Below are 16061 nucleotides of genomic sequence, written 5' to 3'. Positions count from 1 at the left end.
GGGATCTGCGGTGCGAGGCGACGTCTCCGAGGGGTGCCTGCCATGGAAAACCGAGTACGCGTCCCGCGACAAGTGTCCTCATTGGACAGATACATCGCCGACGGGTGCGACGATGTGATTCTCACGCCTGGAAGTAGTGGCCCTCGTCGAGGTCGGCGATGAGGCCAGGGCGGGTCGGGGTCCAGCCGAGCAGTTCGCGGGTGATCGCGGCCGACGTCGGGTTGTCCAGCTGCGCGAACGGTCCGAGGAAGCCGAAGTAGTCGGTCGCCTCCTCGGTGCCGATGCTCCGGACCGGGATGCCCAGGTTGCGGCCGACGGCGGCGGCGATCTCGGCGAACGGGACGCCCTGGTCGGCGACAGCGTGCAAGCGCGAGCCGCCCGGCGCCTTTTCGAGGGCTAGCCGGTAGAGGTTGGCCGCGTCGAGCGTGTGCACGGCCGGCCACCGGTTGGCGCCCTCGCCGACGTATGCGGCGTACCCGCCGTGCCGGGCGGCGGCAATGATGGCCGTGATGAAGCCGTGGTGGTCAAGCGAGCTGTGCACCGTGGGCGCGAGCCGGACGATCGAAGAGCGTACGCCGCGCGAGGCGAGGTAGGCCACGAAGTTCTCGCCGTCGATCCGGTAGCCGCCGCCCGGGAACACGTCCCGTTCGGTACCGGGGCGGCCGACGATGCCCCCGACGACGAGCATGGCCGTCCCGCTCGTACCGACCAGCGGTTTGCCGGAGCCGTCCAGACCGTCGGCCAGTGCCTTGAGGGCGGCCAGGTCGACCTCGGCGGCGCCGGCGAGGTCGCCGCTCAGCATGAGGTCGTGACGGAACGCGAGGTGGATGACGCCGTCGGAGGCGGCCGCCTGCTCCCGCAGCACGTCGAGGTCGGACAGGTCGCCGCGGCACACGTCGGCGCCGAGCTTCTCGATCGCGGCGGCCGACGCGTCGGAGCGGGCCAGGCCGACGACCTGGTGTCCAGCGGAGAGCAGTTCCGGCAGGATCGCGGAGCCGAGGTGGCCGGAGGCGCCGGTGACGAATACCCGCATGGTGGTTCCTTTCCCAGGGGTCGATGTCATCTTGCGACATCACCGTACACTCATGATGTCACCATGCGACATGCTCGTGCAAAGATGTCACGGTGTGACATCGGATACCATGGCCGGCATGGCCCGCTGGCAACCGGACGCGCGCGGCCGCCTGGAGGCGGCCGCGTTGGAGCTGTTCCGCGAGCGCGGCTTCGAGCAGACCACGGTCACCGACATCGCGGCCCGCGCCGGCCTCGACAAACGCACGTTCTACCGGCTGTTCGGGGACAAGCGCGAGGCGCTTTTCAGCGGTGGCACGCTACTGGAGGAGATCCTGGTCAAGGCGGTCGCCGAGACGGACACGGCGCCCTTCGAGGCGGTTGTCGCCGGATTCCGCCGGGTGGCGGACGAGATCTTCGCTGATCGCCTCGAACTGGTTCGGATGCGCCAGTCGATCATCGAGAGCAGTCCCGAGCTACAGGAGCGCGAGCTGCGCAAGCTGGGCTCACTGGCGGTGGCGGTGGCCGCCGCCCTGCGCGCCAAGGGCGTCGGGGAGACCACGGCCACCCTCGCCACCGAGTCGGGCGTCACGGTCTTCCGGGCGGCGTTCGCCCGCTGGGTCGCGCCCGGTCTCGACGCCTCCCTCAGCGACCTGATCGCGGAGCTGGCGTCCGAGCTGGCTGCGGTCACGTCGGGCGGGTCGGAGACAATAGCATCATGACCATTGTCAAGATCAATGCCATCACGGTACCGGCCGACAGCGGCGACGAGCTGGCGCGCCGCTTCGCCGCGCGGGCCGGCGCCGTCGATGACCAGGACGGATTCGAAGGCTTCGAACTGCTCCGCCCGAACGACGAGCGGACCACGTGGCTCGTGATCACCCGCTGGCGCGACGAAGAGGCGTTCCAGGCGTGGGTCAGTTCGCCCGCGTTCGCGCACGGTCACCGCTCGGCCGCCGAACGCGCGGGCGAGGCGGCCCCGCCACCGGTCGGGGTACACAGCGAGGTCTGGTCATACGTCCCCGCCGGCGGCTCCGACCCCACCCGCCCCTGACTCTGGGCTCCGGTCCGAACGGATCGAAGGCGAGAGCGCGCCGCTCCGCGCCGCTACGCTACGGGTCATGAGCCCAGACGAATCCAAGTGGAACGATCTGGACACCACCACACCCAATCCGGCCCGCATGTACGACTACCTCCTCGGCGGCGGTGCGAACTTCGCGGCCGACCGCGCCGCGGTGGATCAGGTGCTGCGCACCAACCCACAGGGCCGGCAGCAGACCCAAGCGAACCGCGCGTTCCTGCGCCGCGTGGTGCACCACCTGGCCGGGCTGGGCGTGCGTCAGTTTCTCGACCTGGGCGCCGGCGTGCCCACGGTCGGCCCGGTCCACGAGATCGCCCACCGGTACGCGCCCGAGGCTCGGGTCGTCTACGTGGACAACGAGCCGATCGCGGCCACCTACAGCCGACGCGTCCTTGCCGGGGTGCCCGGCACCGCCGTGGTGGAGCAGGACATCCGCGACGTGGACACCGTGATCGCCCGCGCCGGCCAACTGTTGGACTTCGCCGAACCGGTCGCCGTCCTGGCGTTCGCAGTGCTGCACTTTCTCGCCGACGACGCCGTGGCGGGCCAGCTTGTCGTGGATTACCGGGAGCGCACCGTGGCGGGTAGCTGGCTGGCCATTTCGCACGGTACCGCCGAGGACGATCCCGCGGTGGGCGAGGCGGTGCGGCACTACCAGCACACCAGCATGCCGGGCGCGTTACGCACCCGTGCCCAGGTCACCGCCTTCTTCAAGGGGTACGACCTCGTCGAGCCCGGCGTGGTCGGCGTGCCGGATTGGCATCCCGACCCTCTCGAAGAACCGGGACGGATCCGAGCGGCGTTCCTCGGCGGGCTTGGACGCAGGCCCTGACCGGGCAGGGGCCACGGTAAGTCCCTTGCGAGAATCCACGGCCGAGGCGCCGCGGCTGCCCCGACACGGTATGGATCCGGCAGCGCGAAATCGTCACCGCACAGTGGACACTCGCGGGTAGCTCGCAAGGGGGACAAGCAGATCGCAGTCGGAGCGCGGCGGACACCGCCGGTGATCGCCGCCTGCCGCGGCAATGTGCGGCGCTAATCGCGGGCGGGTCCGCCACCGGAGCCCGGAAGCTCAGCTGAAGTCGGCGGCCAGACGACGGGCCAGATAATCCATGACCGAGGTCGCCGACGGGATCTGGGCGTCGTCAGTCGCTCCCGCCGGCTCGAACCGCATGCCCCGCAACTCCTCGGCGAGAACGTCCAGATCGGCGCCGTGCTGCAGGGCCAGCGACGCCGCGATCGAGAACGCGTCGGTCACCCCGGCCATGGTCGATCCGTGCCGGTCGAGGCGGAGGAAAATCTGTCCCAGCTCACCGCTCGGGTAGGCGTCGGTGGTCAACGTCGCCTCGGTGTCGCCGACGCGGAACGCGAGGGTGTCGGACCGGCGAGTTCGTGGCAGCTGGCGAGGGAAGGCGCGGCCGGGCTGCGAGGAAGGAACGGCTGGTGTCATCACGGTGCCCCCATCATCATCCGTGGTAGCTGGCCGGCGCCGGCCGAGCAATCAGCGCCGACAGCCTAGACCATCGGTGCGGGGCCAAGCCGACGCGACGAGCCGCCGGACGAGTTCGAGTATCCGGATCTCCCGCTCGCGCCGGTGGCCGGACTCGGGCGACCGGGCACCCCTGGTCAGGGGCCCTCTAGTTCGGGAAGTCAAAGATCAAATTAAGAAAATGAAGGTATGCACGTTGACGCCTTAAGAAAATCAAGCTAAAAATGAATGTGTAGGCGGGCCGCCGAGAGTAAGGGAGCCCCAAGGTGGACTGGCAGGAGCTGACGGACCTGACTCGCGGACAGCCGTTCGTGATCGAGCGGGTGCGCCTCGCCGGCAGCGGCGTGGCGGTCGAGGGTCAGTTCGAACCGCCGCAGCTGGCTCAACTCAGCGTCGACGACCAGGTGTTCGTTGCCGCGTTCGTGCGATCGCACGGTTCGATCAAGGAGATGGAGCGGATCTTCGGGGTGAGCTACCCGACGATCAAATCCCGGCTGAACCGGATCGCCGAGCAACTCGACTTCGTCGACACCGACCCGGCGCCCACCGGCGCCGACGTGGTCGACCGCCTGCGGCGGGGGGAACTCAGCGTCCAGGAGGCGCTGGCCGAACTGGAGAAGTCCCGATGATCCCGCAACTGGTGACGGTGCGTTATCGGCGTCTCAACGGCCGCCGGCTGTGGCTGCCCGTCCCCGTCCTGCCGGTACTGCTGGTGCTGTCACCGCTGCTGGTGCTCGCCGTGCTGGGTGGATTGGTGGCATGCCTCGTCACCGGGGTGGATCCGGTGGGCGCGCTACGCGGCGCCGGGCGACTGCTGTGGGCGCTGCCCGGCGCCCGGTTCGAAATTCAGGACGGCCGAACGGCCGTGCTGGTAAGCGTCAGATGAGTCACGGGGAGGAACAATGAACGAGCAGCGCCGCCAGATCCTGGAGATGCTGGCCGAGGGCAAGATCACCGCTGACGAAGCCGAGCGGCTGATCGACGCCCTCGAACGAGAGCAGCCCGAGCCGCCGCCGGGAGCCGCGCTCCGCCCGAAGGCCCGGCCCAAGTACCTGCGCGTGTTGGTGGAGGACAACTCTGGCGGCGAGGCGGCAAGCCGGGTCAACGTGCGGGTCCCGCTGCAACTGCTGCGCGCCGGGGTCCGGCTCACGAGCCTGGTCCCTCCGCAGGCGCTCACCAAGCTCAACGCGGAGCTGGACAAGTCAGGGGTACCGATCGACCTGACCCAGCTCAAGCCGCAGCAACTCGAGGAGCTCATCGAGCACCTCGATGAGCTCACCGTCGACGTCGACGACGCCGACAGCAAGGTGCAGGTCTTCTGCGAGTAACACCGCCACGAAGCCGGATGGCCGCCCGGACCACGGGGTCGGGCGGCCGTTCGGCCCCGCCGCGCGGGCGGCCCGGCGCACCACCTCCGCCGACGCTCTCGACCCGGCGGCGAACCCGACCGCCGTCCTGACTGTCAGGCGCCGGCCGAGGCGGCCGCTTCTGCGGCCCGCTCAATCCTCGCGCGCTGAGCCTCCAAGAAGGCCGCGTCGCGTTGCCCGCTTGCCGAGCCGGCCGCCATTCCCGTCGAGCCGTCGAGCTGTTCGCGCAGGATGTCGGCGTGCCCGGCGTGCCGGCCGGTCTCGGTGAGCATGTGGACCAGGATGTTGAACAGCTTCACGTCGGGACGTGGCCACCACGGCACGTGGCCCGGGGAGTCGATGGTGAGGGCGGTGATCGTCGCGTCCGAATGCGACCACACGCGGCGGTACCGGTCGATGATTTCCTCGCGCGTCTCGTGCTCGGTCGCCCACAGGTCGGCACCGCGCTCCCCCGCGTCGTTCCACCGGGGCGAGGGCTCGGGGAACGGTCGGTCGAAGACCTCGCCGAAGTACCTGGACTCCCAGAGCGACAGGTGCTTGACGAGACCGAGAAGGTTGGTTCCGGTCGAGGTCAGGGGGCGGCGGATGTCGTATTCGGAGAGACCGTCGAGCTTCCAGACCACGGCCTCGCGGATCTCCCGCAGATCGGTGTGCAGGTACTCCTTCGCGAAATCATCGATCACGCGCACGAGCGTGCCATGCGCCGGCCGGCGGGCTCAACCCGCGACCGCGCCGAGATAGGTGAGCACGGCCCGGACCCGGCGGTTGGTGTCGTCGTCTGCGGCCAGGCCGAGCTTGGCGAAGATGGTGGTCGTGTACTTGCTGATGGCTCCCTCGCTGAGGAAGAGCTGGCCCGCGATCGCCGCGTTGGAAAGGCCCTCCGCCATCAGCGCGAGCACCGAGCGTTCCCGTTCGGTGAGCGGGGCGAGCGGATCGGCGTGTCTGGGCCGACCGATCAGCTTCGCGACCACCTCCGGATCGAGCGCCGTACCGCCGGTGGCGACGCGGTCGAGCGCGTCCATGAACTGGTCGGCGTCCAGGACGCGATCCTTGAGCTGGTACCCGACGCCGCCCTGCCCATCGGCGAGCAGTTCGCGGGCGTAGAGCTGTTCCACGTGCTGCGAGAGGATGAGTACGGGCAGCCCCGGCACCTCGCGGCGGGCGGCGAGCGCGGCCTGCAGCCCCTCGTCGGAGAACGTCGGCGGCAACCGGACATCCACGATCGCCGCATCGGGCCGGGTGCGCAGCAGCGCGTCGAGCGTGCCGGGACCCGTGTCGGCCGTCGCCACCACGGAGTGCCCGTACGCCTCGGCGAGGCGGACCAGCCCATCGCGCAGCAGGAACAGGTCCTCGGCTATGACAATTCGCATGACACCGCCACAGTGATACGGGTCGGGCCTCCGGCCGGACTCTCGATTTCCAAGCGGCCACCGAAGGCCGACATCCTTCGCTCGATGCCGCTCAGCCCGGAGCCCGCCGACGCGGTGGCCCCGCCGACCCCGTCGTCGGTCACGGTCGCGGACAGCGTCCGCGCGGCGTAGCCGAGCTCCACCGTCACGTGGGTGGCATGGGCGTGCTTGGCCACATTCGCCAGCAACTCCGCGACGGCGAAGTAGACCGCGGCCTCAACCGGGCGTTCGGGTCGGGAGGGCACCGTGCTGTGCACGGCGACCTCGACGGAAGCGTCGAGCGCCAGGGCCCGGACGGCGTCCACCAGGCCGCGCTCGGACAGCACGGGCGGATTGATGCCACGGACCAACGCTCGCAGCTCGGCGAGCGCGGCGACCGACGAGGCCCGGGCCTCGGCCAGGATCGCCTTCGCCGTGGTGGGATCGGCATCGACGAGTCGTTCGGCGGCCTGCACCGACATGCCCATGGCCACCAGCCGGGCCTGCGCCCCGTCGTGCAGGCCACGCTCGATGCGCTCCAGTTCGGCCGCCTGCGTCTGGGTCAGGTCCGCCCGAATGGCCTCCAGTTCCCGCACTCGCCTGCCGAGCCGCGATCGCGGGCTCGCCCCGAGGAAATGGAGGGCCACCGGCCCGAAGACCCGCCACGCGAACGGGGCGCCGGCCAGGCCGACGGCGATCGCGGCGATGCCGTACCCGAGAAGTCCCGGCGTCACGACCAGGTACCCGCCGACGGCGATCGCGCACCACGGCAGAACCGCGACCGGCAGCGCGGTCACGCCGGCGATCGCTATCCAGGGCAGGTCACGGCGCAGCTGCGCGAATCGGGCATCCATCTCGACGTGGTGGCGTGCGTCCCGCTCGGACCGGTGATACTGGCGGCCGTCCCACCAGTAGCCGGTGGCCATGCGGGTGATCGGTCGGACGGGAGGGTCGGCCGGCTCAATCCGCACGCCGAGCCAGCGTTCCGCGAGCCGGCACGCGGCCCGGTCGAGCCCGGGGCCGGCAAACAAAAGGACGAACAGGACGGGCACGGCGGTCCACACCGCCACCAGCAGTGCGGATCCGAAATCAGCCAGCGCCTGGAGGATTCCGGGCGCGTCCGGCCCCGCGAAGGAGGGCGCCACCTGGGCGAACCCGAGCCCGCCGGCCACGGCCACCGCCGGTACCGCGCCGGTGACGCCGGTGACCAACGCTGAGCGGTAGAGCCCAGGCCCGATCCCGGACAGCCAGCGCCGGATCCGGCCTCCCGCGGGAGGCTTCACGCCTGCGACCCTTCCATCACGACTGTCATTGTGCCAGCCGGGTCCGGACGGAATTGTTCGCGCCGACGGCCGCTGGGCCGGCGCCCTCTCATCGACCATGGAAATCCGCTCCTCCTCCAGCTCAGCGGGCGATCCGCGTTTCGCCCTGCCTACGCTTGCGAAGCTACGGTCGGTCGGCCCGCGCCTGGTATCCCGCTGAGCCCCGGGGATCGTGGGCCTAGCCCCACCCGCTCGGGCGGCCACACCCATGCCGCCGAGCGGGATCCGTTTCTAGCGTCGAAGCCACGATCGCCGAACGAACGAAAGGACCAATCGTGGCCCTCGCCGACGCCCTCGCCGCCCCGCTCGTCCGTCCGACGCCCAAGCGGACGGGCTCCCGGGTGGACTGGATCGACCGCCTGCGGATCTGGCTGACCGTCCTCGTGGTCGCTCATCATGCCGCCGACACGTACGCGACGATTTCCGACTGGTACGTTCCCGAGCCCGGGCGGGACGCGAGCGCATTCGGGCTCACCGTGTTCCTGACCGTGAACCAGACCTACTTCATGGGGTTGTTCTTCCTGCTGTCCGGACTGTTCGTGCCGCGATCCGCGGATCGCAAGGGACTTGGCCGGTTCACCCGCGATCGGCTCCTCCGGCTCGGCGTGCCGATCGTCGCGTATGTCGTGGTCATCCGGCCGCTCTGCCTGATCTACGCGGCGATCTACCTGAACCGCCGCGCCGCCGCCAACGGCCACTCATTCTCGATCGCCCGGTACCTGGCCTTCGGGGGCGACCCGGGCGTGACCTGGTTCCTCGAGGTACTGCTCGCCTTCACCCTCGGGTACGTCCTCATCCGGCTGTGCCTCGGCCGCCTGGCCCGCACGCGCGTTGGCCGCCACGGCGACACCGCACCGGAGGGGGTCCCGGTGCGCGCCCCGCGGCCGTGGATGCTCCTCGCGTTCGCCGGTGTGCTGGCGGCGGCCACCCTCGCCTGGCACTGGCTCACCCCGAGTGGCTCGTACTGGCCGGGCGTCGGGCTGCCCTCACCGGACTACCTGCCCCAGTACCTGCTGTTCTTCGTCGCGGGCGTGGCCGCCTCCCGGAGGGGTTGGCTGGACCGGCTCTCGCGCTGGTACGCGATCCCGGCGGGGCTGGCGGCGCTGTTCGGGGTCGTGCTCTACGCGCCGGTGGTCGGCCAGCCCGTCGGCCTCGCCCAGCTTTCCACCGGTGTCGCGACCGCGGTGGGCCAGACGCTGTTCGCGATCGGCTCCACCATCCTGCTCGTCCTGCTCTTCCGGACGGTGTTCGCGCGCCCCGCCGGTCGGCTCACCCGCCTGCTCGCCAACCAGTCAATGGCGGTCTACGTCACGCACCCGGCCGTACTCGTCGCCGTGGCCGTCGCCCTGCGCCCCCTTGCGGCGCCGTCCGCCGTGAAGGCCGCGATCCTGTTCGCCATCTCCGCCCCGCTGTGCTGGGCCGTCGCCTGGCTCCTGCGCCGGATCCGCGTCGTCCGGGCGGTGGTCTGACGACCGCGGGGGCGGTCGGACTGCGGGTGACGGCGACGCACTGGCGTCGGCGCCACCCGCCGTCGTTCACTTGGTGGGCGTGTCCATCCAGTCCGGGTGCGCCGCCACGAACTGGCTCACGGTGTCGGCGCGTACCGCGTCGAGCAGTTGCCGGCTGGTGTCGTTGAGCGTCTGCACCTCACCGAGCCCCGGCTGCTGCGCGGTCACGTACTGGCCGCCGTTCATCGCGATCCCGATCAGGCCGTCGCCGGGCAGGCCGCGGACGCTCGAGAACCAGTCCGTCAGCGACGCGCCGCCGCTGTCGATGATCAGCGCCTTATCCACTGTGGACAGTAGGTCGCCGAGCCGGTGCGGGTCGGCGAGGGTACCGGCGCTGAGCACCTGGCGGTACACGGCGACGAGGAGCTGATTCTGGTGGCGCTGGCGGCCGTAGTCGCCGTCACCGTTAGCCAGCAGGTCCCGCTGCCGGATGTAGTCGATCGCCTGCGCACCGGTCAGGTGCTGGTTGCCCACGTTGTAAACGACCGGGGTCACCCCGGGTACCGCCCCCATCGGCGGGCTGCTGCCGTCGCGCTTGAACGGCACGGCCTCGTTCCCGGACCTGTCGTACCCGAGGTCGGTGGAGATGGTCTTTTCGTCGACGTACAGGTTGATGCCGCCGATGGCGTCGATGACCTGCTCGACTCCGGCGAGGTTGGCGCTGGCCGTGGCGTTGAAGGTGATGCCCGACAGCGCGGTGACGGTCTTGCTGAGCAGGTCGAGTCCGTGCCGGCGCGCGGCCGTACCGGTGAGCCCACGAGCGCCGTATCCGTAGGCCATGTTGAGCTTGGCCTCGCCGCCCGGGTATGACTGCGCGCCGTTGTTGTAGGCGGGGATCCGCACGCCGGTGTCGCGCGGGATCGAGATCAGATATCCGGTACGGTGGTCCGCCGAGAGGTGCAGGATCATGATCGCGTCCGCGCCGCCGTCGGCGCTGGTCCCGTACGGGTCCTCCCCGGCCAGCAGGATGTTCTCCGGGCCGGTCAGCGCCGCGTGCGACGGAGTGGCGGATACGGCACCGGCCGTGCCGAGCGTGCGATGCGCCGCTGGCCTCAGCGTCACCAGGCCGGCCCCCGCGCCGGCCAGCACGAGAACGAGCGCGCCGGCGAGGCCGACGGTGCGGAAGCGTCGCCGCCGCGTGATCTTGCGGTGCAGCAGCGTCGCGCGGTCGCCCGACGCCGGAGCATCCTTGCTGAGGTCGCGTAGCAGGTGGCGGAACCGCTCCTCGAAGTCGGTCATCGGGTCAACTCCTCCGCGTGGGCACGCAGTTCGGTAATGTCGCGCAGCTTCGCCAGGGCGCGGCTGGCGTGGGTCTTGACGGTGCCGACCGAGATACCCAGGACCTCGGCGGTCTGTGCCTCGGTCAGATCCTCGAAGTAACGCAGCACCAAGATTGCGCGCTGCCGCGCCGGCAGCCGGCCGAGCACCTGCCACACCGCGTCCCGCTCGGCGTGCTCGGCGGCCGGATCGGGCAGGTACCCGCGCCCCGAGTCGGGATCGGGCCAGGGGATCTCCCCGGACGAGCGGCGCCGGCGGAACGAGATGTGAGTGGTGACGATGATCCGCCGGACGTAGGCCTCCGGGTCGCCGCGCACCCGCGACCAGGCGAACCACACCTTGATCAGCGCTGATTGCAGTAGGTCCTCGGCGGCACCCCAGTCTCTGGTCATCAGGTAGGCGACGCGCAGGAGCCGGGGCGAACGTTCTGCAACGAAACGGTCATACTCCGGCCGATCGGTCACGTGGTCCTCCTCAGGTAGCCTCGCCTGGAATACGCCGCCAGCGCGCCGGATGGTTGACCGCGATCATCCCGAACCCGCGACGGTGGGTGGCCCGCCGACGAGCGGGCACGAGGGGCGCGACCGACCGCTGAGCGCGTCGATCGCGGCAGGCGAGGGTGCGGGGAGGAGCGGCGGGAGCCGGGCTACACGCCCGCGGCCGGGAACCGGTGAATGGCTCGCCTCGGCTCGTACCACGTCTGTCCGGCGGGCTCGCCCGCCAGGTTCCAGCTCCACGAGACGGTCGGCGTGATCCGCGTATAGACGCCCGGGCCGACCATGCCGACCCGCTCGACCGGAAGCTCCGCGCGGCCGTAGATCCGGATGCACCGCGCCACGAACGGGTCCATGGACACCAGATCATCGATGACCAGGCAGACCTTGCCGTTCCCGGCTCGGAGGTTGCGGAACTTGCGGGTGTTGACGACGGCCGCACCGGTGCCACCGACCCAGAAGAAGCCGTTGTCGAACTCGAAGGCGAGCGGCACCACGTCGGGCTGCCCGTCGCCGGAGACCGTCGCGACCCGGGCGAGCGGCTGCGACCGCAGGTAGGCGATCTCTTCGTCGGTGAAAGACATCGACACACCTCCTCGTCGCTCGGGCGACTATACGGAGCCGACCGGACCGATTCAAGGAATTCGGGACGTGTCGCACCGGCGGTGGCGCCGGACGCGGACCGGGGCGCGGCGGTAACCGCCACGCCCCGGGACAGCGGTAGCCCCTACGCCGCCTGGTATGCGGTGCGCAGCGCGGTCTCGAACGCCTCGACGGGCTGCGCGCCGGCGACGCCGTACTTGCGATCGAGCACGAAGAATGGCACACCGTTCGCGCCGAGCAGGTGAGCCTCGCGGATGTCCGCCTCGACATCCTTCGCGTACTCGTCGCCGGCCAGCACCCGGTGCGCCTCGGCGGCCGGTACGCCGACCTCTTCGGCCAGCCGTACGAGCGTGTCGGCGTCGTCGACCCGCTCCCCCTCGATCAGGTTGGCGCGCATCAGCCGCTCGTGCAGCTGCCCGCCGAGCCCGTGCGCCTTGGCCAAGTGGGTGAGCCGGTGCGCGTCAAAGGTGTTGACGACGATCGACCGCTCGAAGTCGTAGGCCAGCCCCTCCTCGGCGGCCAGCGCCTTCACCCGGTCGGTCATCGCGCGGACCTGCTCCACCGAGCCACCGGTCTTCTCGGCCAGGTGCGAGTACACCGGCCGGCCGGCGCCCCTGGGGTACTCGGGGTCGAGCTGGAAGCTGCGCCACTCCACCTCGACCTCACCGGCGTGCTCGAACCCCGCGAGCGCGTTCTCCAGCCGGCGCTTGCCGATGTAGCACCACGGGCACACGATGTCGGACCATACTTCGACCTTCAACGACTTCTCCTCGCTCACAGGCATACCCCGTCCGAGCACATCGGGGCGTCATCCCCGGCCAGCACCACCAGGCCGGGCACCGCCGGCATCGGTGCCACCGGCGCCGCCGCCCGCGATCCGTCGGCCGCGGGGCCAGCCTCGGCAGAGGCTTCCAACGGGGCCGCGTCGGGCGACTCGGCGCCGGAGGTGCGCGCCTCCCCGTTCCGCGTGGACAGACTCATCGAGACTCCCCTAACGATTACTGGTCAGTACCCCCATCTTCCGTCAGCATGATCGCGGCCGGAAGGACGCCCTGCGGTGTCGGCCGGCACACGGGCGGGCGCGTGGCCCCACGCCAGCGCTTCCCCACCCCGCGTGGCCCACCGGGGCACCCCCGCCCAGGGCGTGGCCCGCCGAGACGCGCCGGCCAGGGCACGCCTACCGAGGCGCGGGGCAGGGACGCGGGGCGGATACGCGAGGGACGCAGCCGGGGGCCGCAGGCGGCCCGAACGGGTGCCAGCCAGGGGCGAATCGCTCGATCTGTCCGAATAGGGTCAGTTGCCCTATTAAATAATGTTGTCGGGGCTTGCCCCGATCCGAAGGCGACCCGGTGCCGACCCACCGGGGCTTCGCCGAGTACAACGGGCCCACCCCGGCCAGGAACCCGACTCCGGCGCCGTACCCGACTCAAAAGCATTTCTTGCCATCCGAAAGTGGCCAACCGGTAATGGTGCGAATTTATCGCGATCCACCAGAACGACCCGTCGGCCCAGGGTCGCCGGCCACGCGATCCCGGTCGGCGACGGCGAGGGCTGCCCGACCCGTCCGCCGGGCGCCACACCGCCGACTCGTCGCGCGCGCGGGCCCCGGCGGCCACGGTCGACGGCACCTCCGCCGGGCCCGGCTCCTCAACGATGGCAACGACTCGGGACTCTTCGACCCCGGTCGCGTCGCCGTAGCTCGCACGCCGCCCCGGCCGCGGCGATCCGTCCGAATCTCAGCCTTCCGCAGGCCGCAGTTGACCCGAACGGCCGAGCCTTCGCACCGTCTCCAGGTCGCCCGCAAAGACGTTCCGCGCCCAAAAGGCTTACACCGTCACCTGAACGGACCAACGCACGTTACCGGAGTGAGTCATCGGCAGAAAAGTAAAATCCGACGCCAGGCAAATCAGGGCACAAAAGCGGAAGTGGACATCTCATTAAATTTCCACTCAATCGCCTGAGTCTTCTGCTTTGTCATCCCACTACAGAGTGAGATAGAGCCATGGCGGAGCGTGACGAGAGGTATCGCCTTGAGTATGGGAGGGGCGGGGCACAGCGAGCGGCCCCGCGATGGTGTCGGGGGGAGTAGTTCATGAGTGCCATTCGTCCCACGACCGTTGAGGTCGAGACGTCACTACGGCTGGTCGCGCCGGATGCCACCGCCTTACCGGTGCGGGCCAGCCTGCGGTACGACCCGGCCGACCCATACGCGGTGCATGTGCTTTTCCACGCGGAGTCCGCCGGGGGCGAGGCCGTCAGCTGGTCCTTCGCCCGGGAACTGCTGGTGAGCGGGCTCGACGAACCGGCCGGGATCGGCGATGTACGGGTCTGGCCGTGGGCCACGCCGCGTGGCGACTTCATCGCGCTCGCCCTGTCCTCACCGGACGGCAACGCGCTGTTCGAGGTGCCGCGCAGCGTACTGGTGCGTTTCCTGCGCCGTACCTATGTGGTGGTTCCCCGCGGGCGGGAGACCGAATACCTCGACCTGGACGCGGCCGTCTCCCGGCTGCTCGCCGGTCGCTAGGCGACCTCAGGGCTCGCGACCGGGCCGGGTTCCGGCGAAGCCGAGCACCCCAACCGGAAGTTGGTGTCACGACGGGTCGGCGCTATCCAGGCGCCGACTCGTCGTTGGCGTACCGTCGCCGGTCACCGGCCGGGGCAACCGGCAACGGGTCCGGCCCGCCACGGCCGATCCCCCGCCGCTGCTGGCGGGCGCGGTTCGGCGGATGCGGTTCGGCGGGCGCGATGCGGCAGGCGTGGTCCGGCGGGCGCCGGGGTGGTTGCCGCGCCGGCGAGGTGGGAGTTGAGGGTGGGCCGGCAGCCGTGTGGGATGCGGCTGCCGGCCCTCGATCATCGAGCGGTGGCAACGGGGTTGGCCTACCCGTTGTACTGAGCGATGATCTTCGAGAAGTCATACGGGCTTTGTGAAACGCTACTGCATGACCCGTCCGCCCAGTTGTGCGGCACGCTGGGGTCACACGCCCGATCGCGGTTCAGCGACCAGTAGGACAACCAGCCGACGTGCTTGGACCGCGCGTAGTTGAGCAGGGACTGGAAGCTGGCCAGCGAGAACAGTTCCGAGGGTTGGTCGGTGTGACCGTTCATGATCTGTAGACCCAGGTGGCTCCACGCGGTGGCGTCGTCCCAGCCGTACAGGCTCTTGAGCTGTGACTGGGCCGCGGCGGTCACCAACTCGACGCTGGTCACCTGGTCACCGGCATTGGTCAGACCGTAATCGAAGGCCATGATGTTGACGATGTCGAATGCCGCGCCGGCCGAGATGGCCGCGCGGATCTCGTCGGTACCGGTGCCGGGGAAGCCCACCGTGGTCATCGGCACGGTCAGCGACACGTGCAGGGTCCGGCCGGAGGCGCGGGCGTTGCTCTCCAGGATCTTGATGGCGCCGAACCGCACGGCCGTGTTGGTGTCCAGATCGTCGCCCTCGTAGTCGAGGTCGATCCGAGTCAGGCCGTACTTGTTGATCACCGACTGGTACGCCGCGGCGAGGCCGGCCGCGCTGCCGCAGGAGGCGCCCAGTTCGTTGCCGTTGTACCCGCCGAAGGACACCGCCACGTCGCCGCCCCTGGCGCGTACCGCGTTGACCACGCCGGTGACGGTGCCGTCCGAGGCGACGGTGTGCGCGCTGTCCCCGTCCCACGCCGGGGTGCATCCGCCGGAGTCCAGCACGAAGGCCAGGTTGTAGTCGCGGACGCCCGAGGCGTTGATCGCGTCGGTGATGTTCTGCGGGTTGTTGTCCAGCGGCATGAAGTAGATCGGGTTCCGGTAGCTGCCATTGCTCGGCGGCGGATTGCTCGGCGGCGGGCTGGTCGGCGGTGTGGTCGTGGGCGGTGCGCTGGTCGGCGGTGCGCTGGTGGGCGGCGGCGTCGGCCCGTGGGTGGTCGGCGTCGGGCTGGGGGTGGGGCCGCCCGGCCCGTTCATGGTGACGTCGTCGGCGTAGTAGGTGCCCTGGGCGTACCAGCCGTGCAGGTAGACGGTGAGGGTGGTGGTGCCGTTGGTGGTGAAGGTGGTGCTCAGCTGGGTGTACCCGCCGCCGGTACTCGGCGTCCAGGTGGTCGCGGTGGCGGCGCCGGTGGTGCCGAGGTAGACGTAGGCCCCGCTGACATGCGCGGTGAGGGTGTAGGTGGTGTTGGCGGCCACCGTGACGGTCTGCGCGCACTGCGCCGTGCTGGTGGCGGTGGCGGCCCCGGCCAGGGCGTAGCTGCCGGTGTGCGCGTGCCCGGTGACGGCCGAGTCGGCGGCGTCGCACGACCAGCCGCTGAGGCTGCCGGTCTCGAAGCCGGGATTGGTGATGGTGTTGGTGGCGGCCGAGGCCGCGGGGATCGCCACGCTCACCGCCGCCACGCCGATTCCGGCGGCGGCCACGGTGGCGACGGCGGCGCACAGTGCGGTGCGCCCGCGCCCGCGCACCCGTGGTTGGGGTGCCAGTGGTTGGCGTGCTAATGGTCTGCGCATCAATGGTCTGCCCTTCAGGGGTCCGCGCACCGGGCAACTGTCCCGGC

The 16061-nt window shown here is 70.4% G+C and carries 19 protein-coding genes; 8 read left to right on the top strand and 11 right to left on the bottom strand.

Translation table 11 applies throughout. The features are described 5' to 3' along the window. Window positions 1–121: 121 nt before the first annotated feature. Window positions 122–1033 carry an SDR family oxidoreductase gene (locus ABEA87_RS19030; protein ID WP_345631308.1) on the bottom strand — a complete coding sequence of 304 codons (912 nt, stop codon included), beginning with the start codon at window positions 1031–1033 and terminating at the stop codon, window positions 122–124. A gap of 118 nt (window positions 1034–1151) precedes the next feature. Here ABEA87_RS19030 and ABEA87_RS19025 point away from each other — a divergent pair, with 118 nt between their 5' ends. The 3 genes from ABEA87_RS19025 (at window position 1152) to ABEA87_RS19015 (ending at window position 2924) form a co-directional block, all read left to right on the top strand. Further along, window positions 1152–1733 (top strand): TetR family transcriptional regulator, encoded by a 582-nt coding sequence (locus ABEA87_RS19025; RefSeq protein WP_345631306.1) that lies wholly within the window; start codon window positions 1152–1154, stop codon window positions 1731–1733. Continuing rightward, complete coding sequence (locus ABEA87_RS19020; protein WP_345631303.1) at window positions 1730–2065, top strand: antibiotic biosynthesis monooxygenase family protein; 336 nt, start codon at window positions 1730–1732, stop codon at window positions 2063–2065. The genes ABEA87_RS19025 and ABEA87_RS19020 overlap by 4 nt, the downstream gene beginning before the upstream one ends. Before the next feature lie 67 nt (window positions 2066–2132). Then, window positions 2133–2924: an SAM-dependent methyltransferase gene (locus ABEA87_RS19015; protein WP_345631301.1), complete on the top strand. Its 792-nt coding sequence runs from the start codon at window positions 2133–2135 to the stop codon at window positions 2922–2924. A gap of 240 nt (window positions 2925–3164) precedes the next feature. Here the strand turns inward: ABEA87_RS19015 and ABEA87_RS19010 are convergent, their stop codons facing one another. Next, window positions 3165–3542 carry a TSCPD domain-containing protein gene (locus ABEA87_RS19010; RefSeq protein WP_459112887.1) on the bottom strand — a complete coding sequence of 126 codons (378 nt, stop codon included), beginning with the start codon at window positions 3540–3542 and terminating at the stop codon, window positions 3165–3167. Between the two features lie 305 nt (window positions 3543–3847). Between ABEA87_RS19010 and ABEA87_RS19005 the strand changes: the two genes are divergently transcribed. Genes ABEA87_RS19005 through ABEA87_RS18995 form a run of 3 tightly spaced genes read left to right on the top strand, consistent with a single transcriptional unit; the run spans window position 3848 to window position 4909 of the window. Then, on the top strand, window positions 3848–4210 hold the full coding sequence (locus ABEA87_RS19005; RefSeq protein WP_345631298.1) for a DUF2089 domain-containing protein: 363 nt from the start codon (window positions 3848–3850) through the stop codon (window positions 4208–4210). Continuing rightward, window positions 4207–4467 (top strand): hypothetical protein, encoded by a 261-nt coding sequence (locus tag ABEA87_RS19000; protein WP_345631296.1) that lies wholly within the window; start codon window positions 4207–4209, stop codon window positions 4465–4467. Before ABEA87_RS19005 ends, ABEA87_RS19000 begins: the two co-directional genes overlap by 4 nt. A 16-nt stretch (window positions 4468–4483) precedes the next feature. Next, a complete protein-coding gene (locus ABEA87_RS18995) occupies window positions 4484–4909 on the top strand; it encodes an SHOCT-like domain-containing protein (RefSeq protein ID WP_345631295.1) in 426 nt (141 codons plus the stop codon). A 134-nt stretch (window positions 4910–5043) separates the two neighbouring features. Here the strand turns inward: ABEA87_RS18995 and ABEA87_RS18990 are convergent, their stop codons facing one another. Genes ABEA87_RS18990 through ABEA87_RS18980 form a run of 3 tightly spaced genes read right to left on the bottom strand, consistent with a single transcriptional unit; the run spans window position 5044 to window position 7619 of the window. Next, window positions 5044–5631 (bottom strand): DinB family protein, encoded by a 588-nt coding sequence (locus ABEA87_RS18990; RefSeq protein ID WP_345631293.1) that lies wholly within the window; start codon window positions 5629–5631, stop codon window positions 5044–5046. Between the two features lie 33 nt (window positions 5632–5664). Beyond that, a complete protein-coding gene (locus ABEA87_RS18985; RefSeq protein WP_345631292.1) occupies window positions 5665–6318 on the bottom strand; it encodes a response regulator transcription factor in 654 nt (217 codons plus the stop codon). Continuing rightward, on the bottom strand, window positions 6303–7619 hold the full coding sequence (locus ABEA87_RS18980; protein WP_345631290.1) for a sensor histidine kinase: 1317 nt from the start codon (window positions 7617–7619) through the stop codon (window positions 6303–6305). The genes ABEA87_RS18985 and ABEA87_RS18980 overlap by 16 nt, the downstream gene beginning before the upstream one ends. Window positions 7620–7933: 314 nt before the next feature. On the opposite strand from ABEA87_RS18980, the gene ABEA87_RS18975 reads away from it, so the two are divergent. Next, window positions 7934–9127, top strand: coding sequence for an acyltransferase family protein (locus ABEA87_RS18975; RefSeq protein ID WP_345631288.1), 1194 nt, complete (start codon window positions 7934–7936; stop codon window positions 9125–9127). Between the two features lie 66 nt (window positions 9128–9193). Here the strand turns inward: ABEA87_RS18975 and ABEA87_RS18970 are convergent, their stop codons facing one another. From ABEA87_RS18970 to ABEA87_RS18950, 5 genes are all read right to left on the bottom strand, one after another. Further along, window positions 9194–10405, bottom strand: coding sequence for an LCP family protein (locus ABEA87_RS18970; RefSeq protein WP_345631287.1), 1212 nt, complete (start codon window positions 10403–10405; stop codon window positions 9194–9196). Next, window positions 10402–10908, bottom strand: coding sequence for a SigE family RNA polymerase sigma factor (locus ABEA87_RS18965; protein WP_345631285.1), 507 nt, complete (start codon window positions 10906–10908; stop codon window positions 10402–10404). Before ABEA87_RS18965 ends, ABEA87_RS18970 begins: the two co-directional genes overlap by 4 nt. 182 nt (window positions 10909–11090) lie before the next feature. After that, window positions 11091–11522: a PPOX class F420-dependent oxidoreductase gene (locus tag ABEA87_RS18960; RefSeq protein ID WP_345631283.1), complete on the bottom strand. Its 432-nt coding sequence runs from the start codon at window positions 11520–11522 to the stop codon at window positions 11091–11093. 143 nt (window positions 11523–11665) lie between these two features. Beyond that, window positions 11666–12301, bottom strand: coding sequence for a DsbA family oxidoreductase (locus tag ABEA87_RS18955; protein ID WP_345631281.1), 636 nt, complete (start codon window positions 12299–12301; stop codon window positions 11666–11668). Window positions 12302–12315: 14 nt separating this feature from the next. Next, window positions 12316–12522 (bottom strand): hypothetical protein, encoded by a 207-nt coding sequence (locus ABEA87_RS18950; protein WP_345631280.1) that lies wholly within the window; start codon window positions 12520–12522, stop codon window positions 12316–12318. 1111 nt (window positions 12523–13633) lie between these two features. Here ABEA87_RS18950 and ABEA87_RS18945 point away from each other — a divergent pair. Next, window positions 13634–14065: an SsgA family sporulation/cell division regulator gene (locus ABEA87_RS18945; RefSeq protein WP_345631278.1), complete on the top strand. Its 432-nt coding sequence runs from the start codon at window positions 13634–13636 to the stop codon at window positions 14063–14065. Between the two features lie 353 nt (window positions 14066–14418). Here the strand turns inward: ABEA87_RS18945 and ABEA87_RS18940 are convergent, their stop codons facing one another. After that, a complete protein-coding gene (locus ABEA87_RS18940) occupies window positions 14419–16014 on the bottom strand; it encodes a carbohydrate binding domain-containing protein (protein ID WP_345631277.1) in 1596 nt (531 codons plus the stop codon). Window positions 16015–16061 lie beyond the last annotated feature (47 nt).

The organism is Rugosimonospora acidiphila (assembly GCF_039543385.1).
Taxonomy (GTDB): domain Bacteria; phylum Actinomycetota; class Actinomycetes; order Mycobacteriales; family Micromonosporaceae; genus Rugosimonospora; species Rugosimonospora acidiphila.
The sequence above is the reverse complement of the archived record's forward strand: the minus strand, read 5'-3'. Positions and strand labels throughout refer to the sequence as shown.

Coding starts and splice junctions, on each gene's coding strand:
- ABEA87_RS19030 (WP_345631308.1), bottom strand. CDS start 1,033: ATGCGGGTATTCGTCACCGGCGCCTCCGGCCACCTCGGCTCCGCGATC.
- ABEA87_RS19025 (WP_345631306.1), top strand. CDS start 1,152: ATGGCCCGCTGGCAACCGGACGCGCGCGGCCGCCTGGAGGCGGCCGCG.
- ABEA87_RS19020 (WP_345631303.1), top strand. CDS start 1,730: ATGACCATTGTCAAGATCAATGCCATCACGGTACCGGCCGACAGCGGC.
- ABEA87_RS19015 (WP_345631301.1), top strand. CDS start 2,133: ATGAGCCCAGACGAATCCAAGTGGAACGATCTGGACACCACCACACCC.
- ABEA87_RS19010 (WP_459112887.1), bottom strand. CDS start 3,542: ATGACACCAGCCGTTCCTTCCTCGCAGCCCGGCCGCGCCTTCCCTCGC.
- ABEA87_RS19000 (WP_345631296.1), top strand. CDS start 4,207: ATGATCCCGCAACTGGTGACGGTGCGTTATCGGCGTCTCAACGGCCGC.
- ABEA87_RS18995 (WP_345631295.1), top strand. CDS start 4,484: ATGAACGAGCAGCGCCGCCAGATCCTGGAGATGCTGGCCGAGGGCAAG.
- ABEA87_RS18985 (WP_345631292.1), bottom strand. CDS start 6,318: ATGCGAATTGTCATAGCCGAGGACCTGTTCCTGCTGCGCGATGGGCTG.
- ABEA87_RS18970 (WP_345631287.1), bottom strand. CDS start 10,405: ATGACCGACTTCGAGGAGCGGTTCCGCCACCTGCTACGCGACCTCAGC.
- ABEA87_RS18960 (WP_345631283.1), bottom strand. CDS start 11,522: ATGTCTTTCACCGACGAAGAGATCGCCTACCTGCGGTCGCAGCCGCTC.
- ABEA87_RS18950 (WP_345631280.1), bottom strand. CDS start 12,522: ATGAGTCTGTCCACGCGGAACGGGGAGGCGCGCACCTCCGGCGCCGAG.
- ABEA87_RS18945 (WP_345631278.1), top strand. CDS start 13,634: ATGAGTGCCATTCGTCCCACGACCGTTGAGGTCGAGACGTCACTACGG.
- ABEA87_RS18940 (WP_345631277.1), bottom strand. CDS start 16,014: ATGCGCAGACCATTAGCACGCCAACCACTGGCACCCCAACCACGGGTG.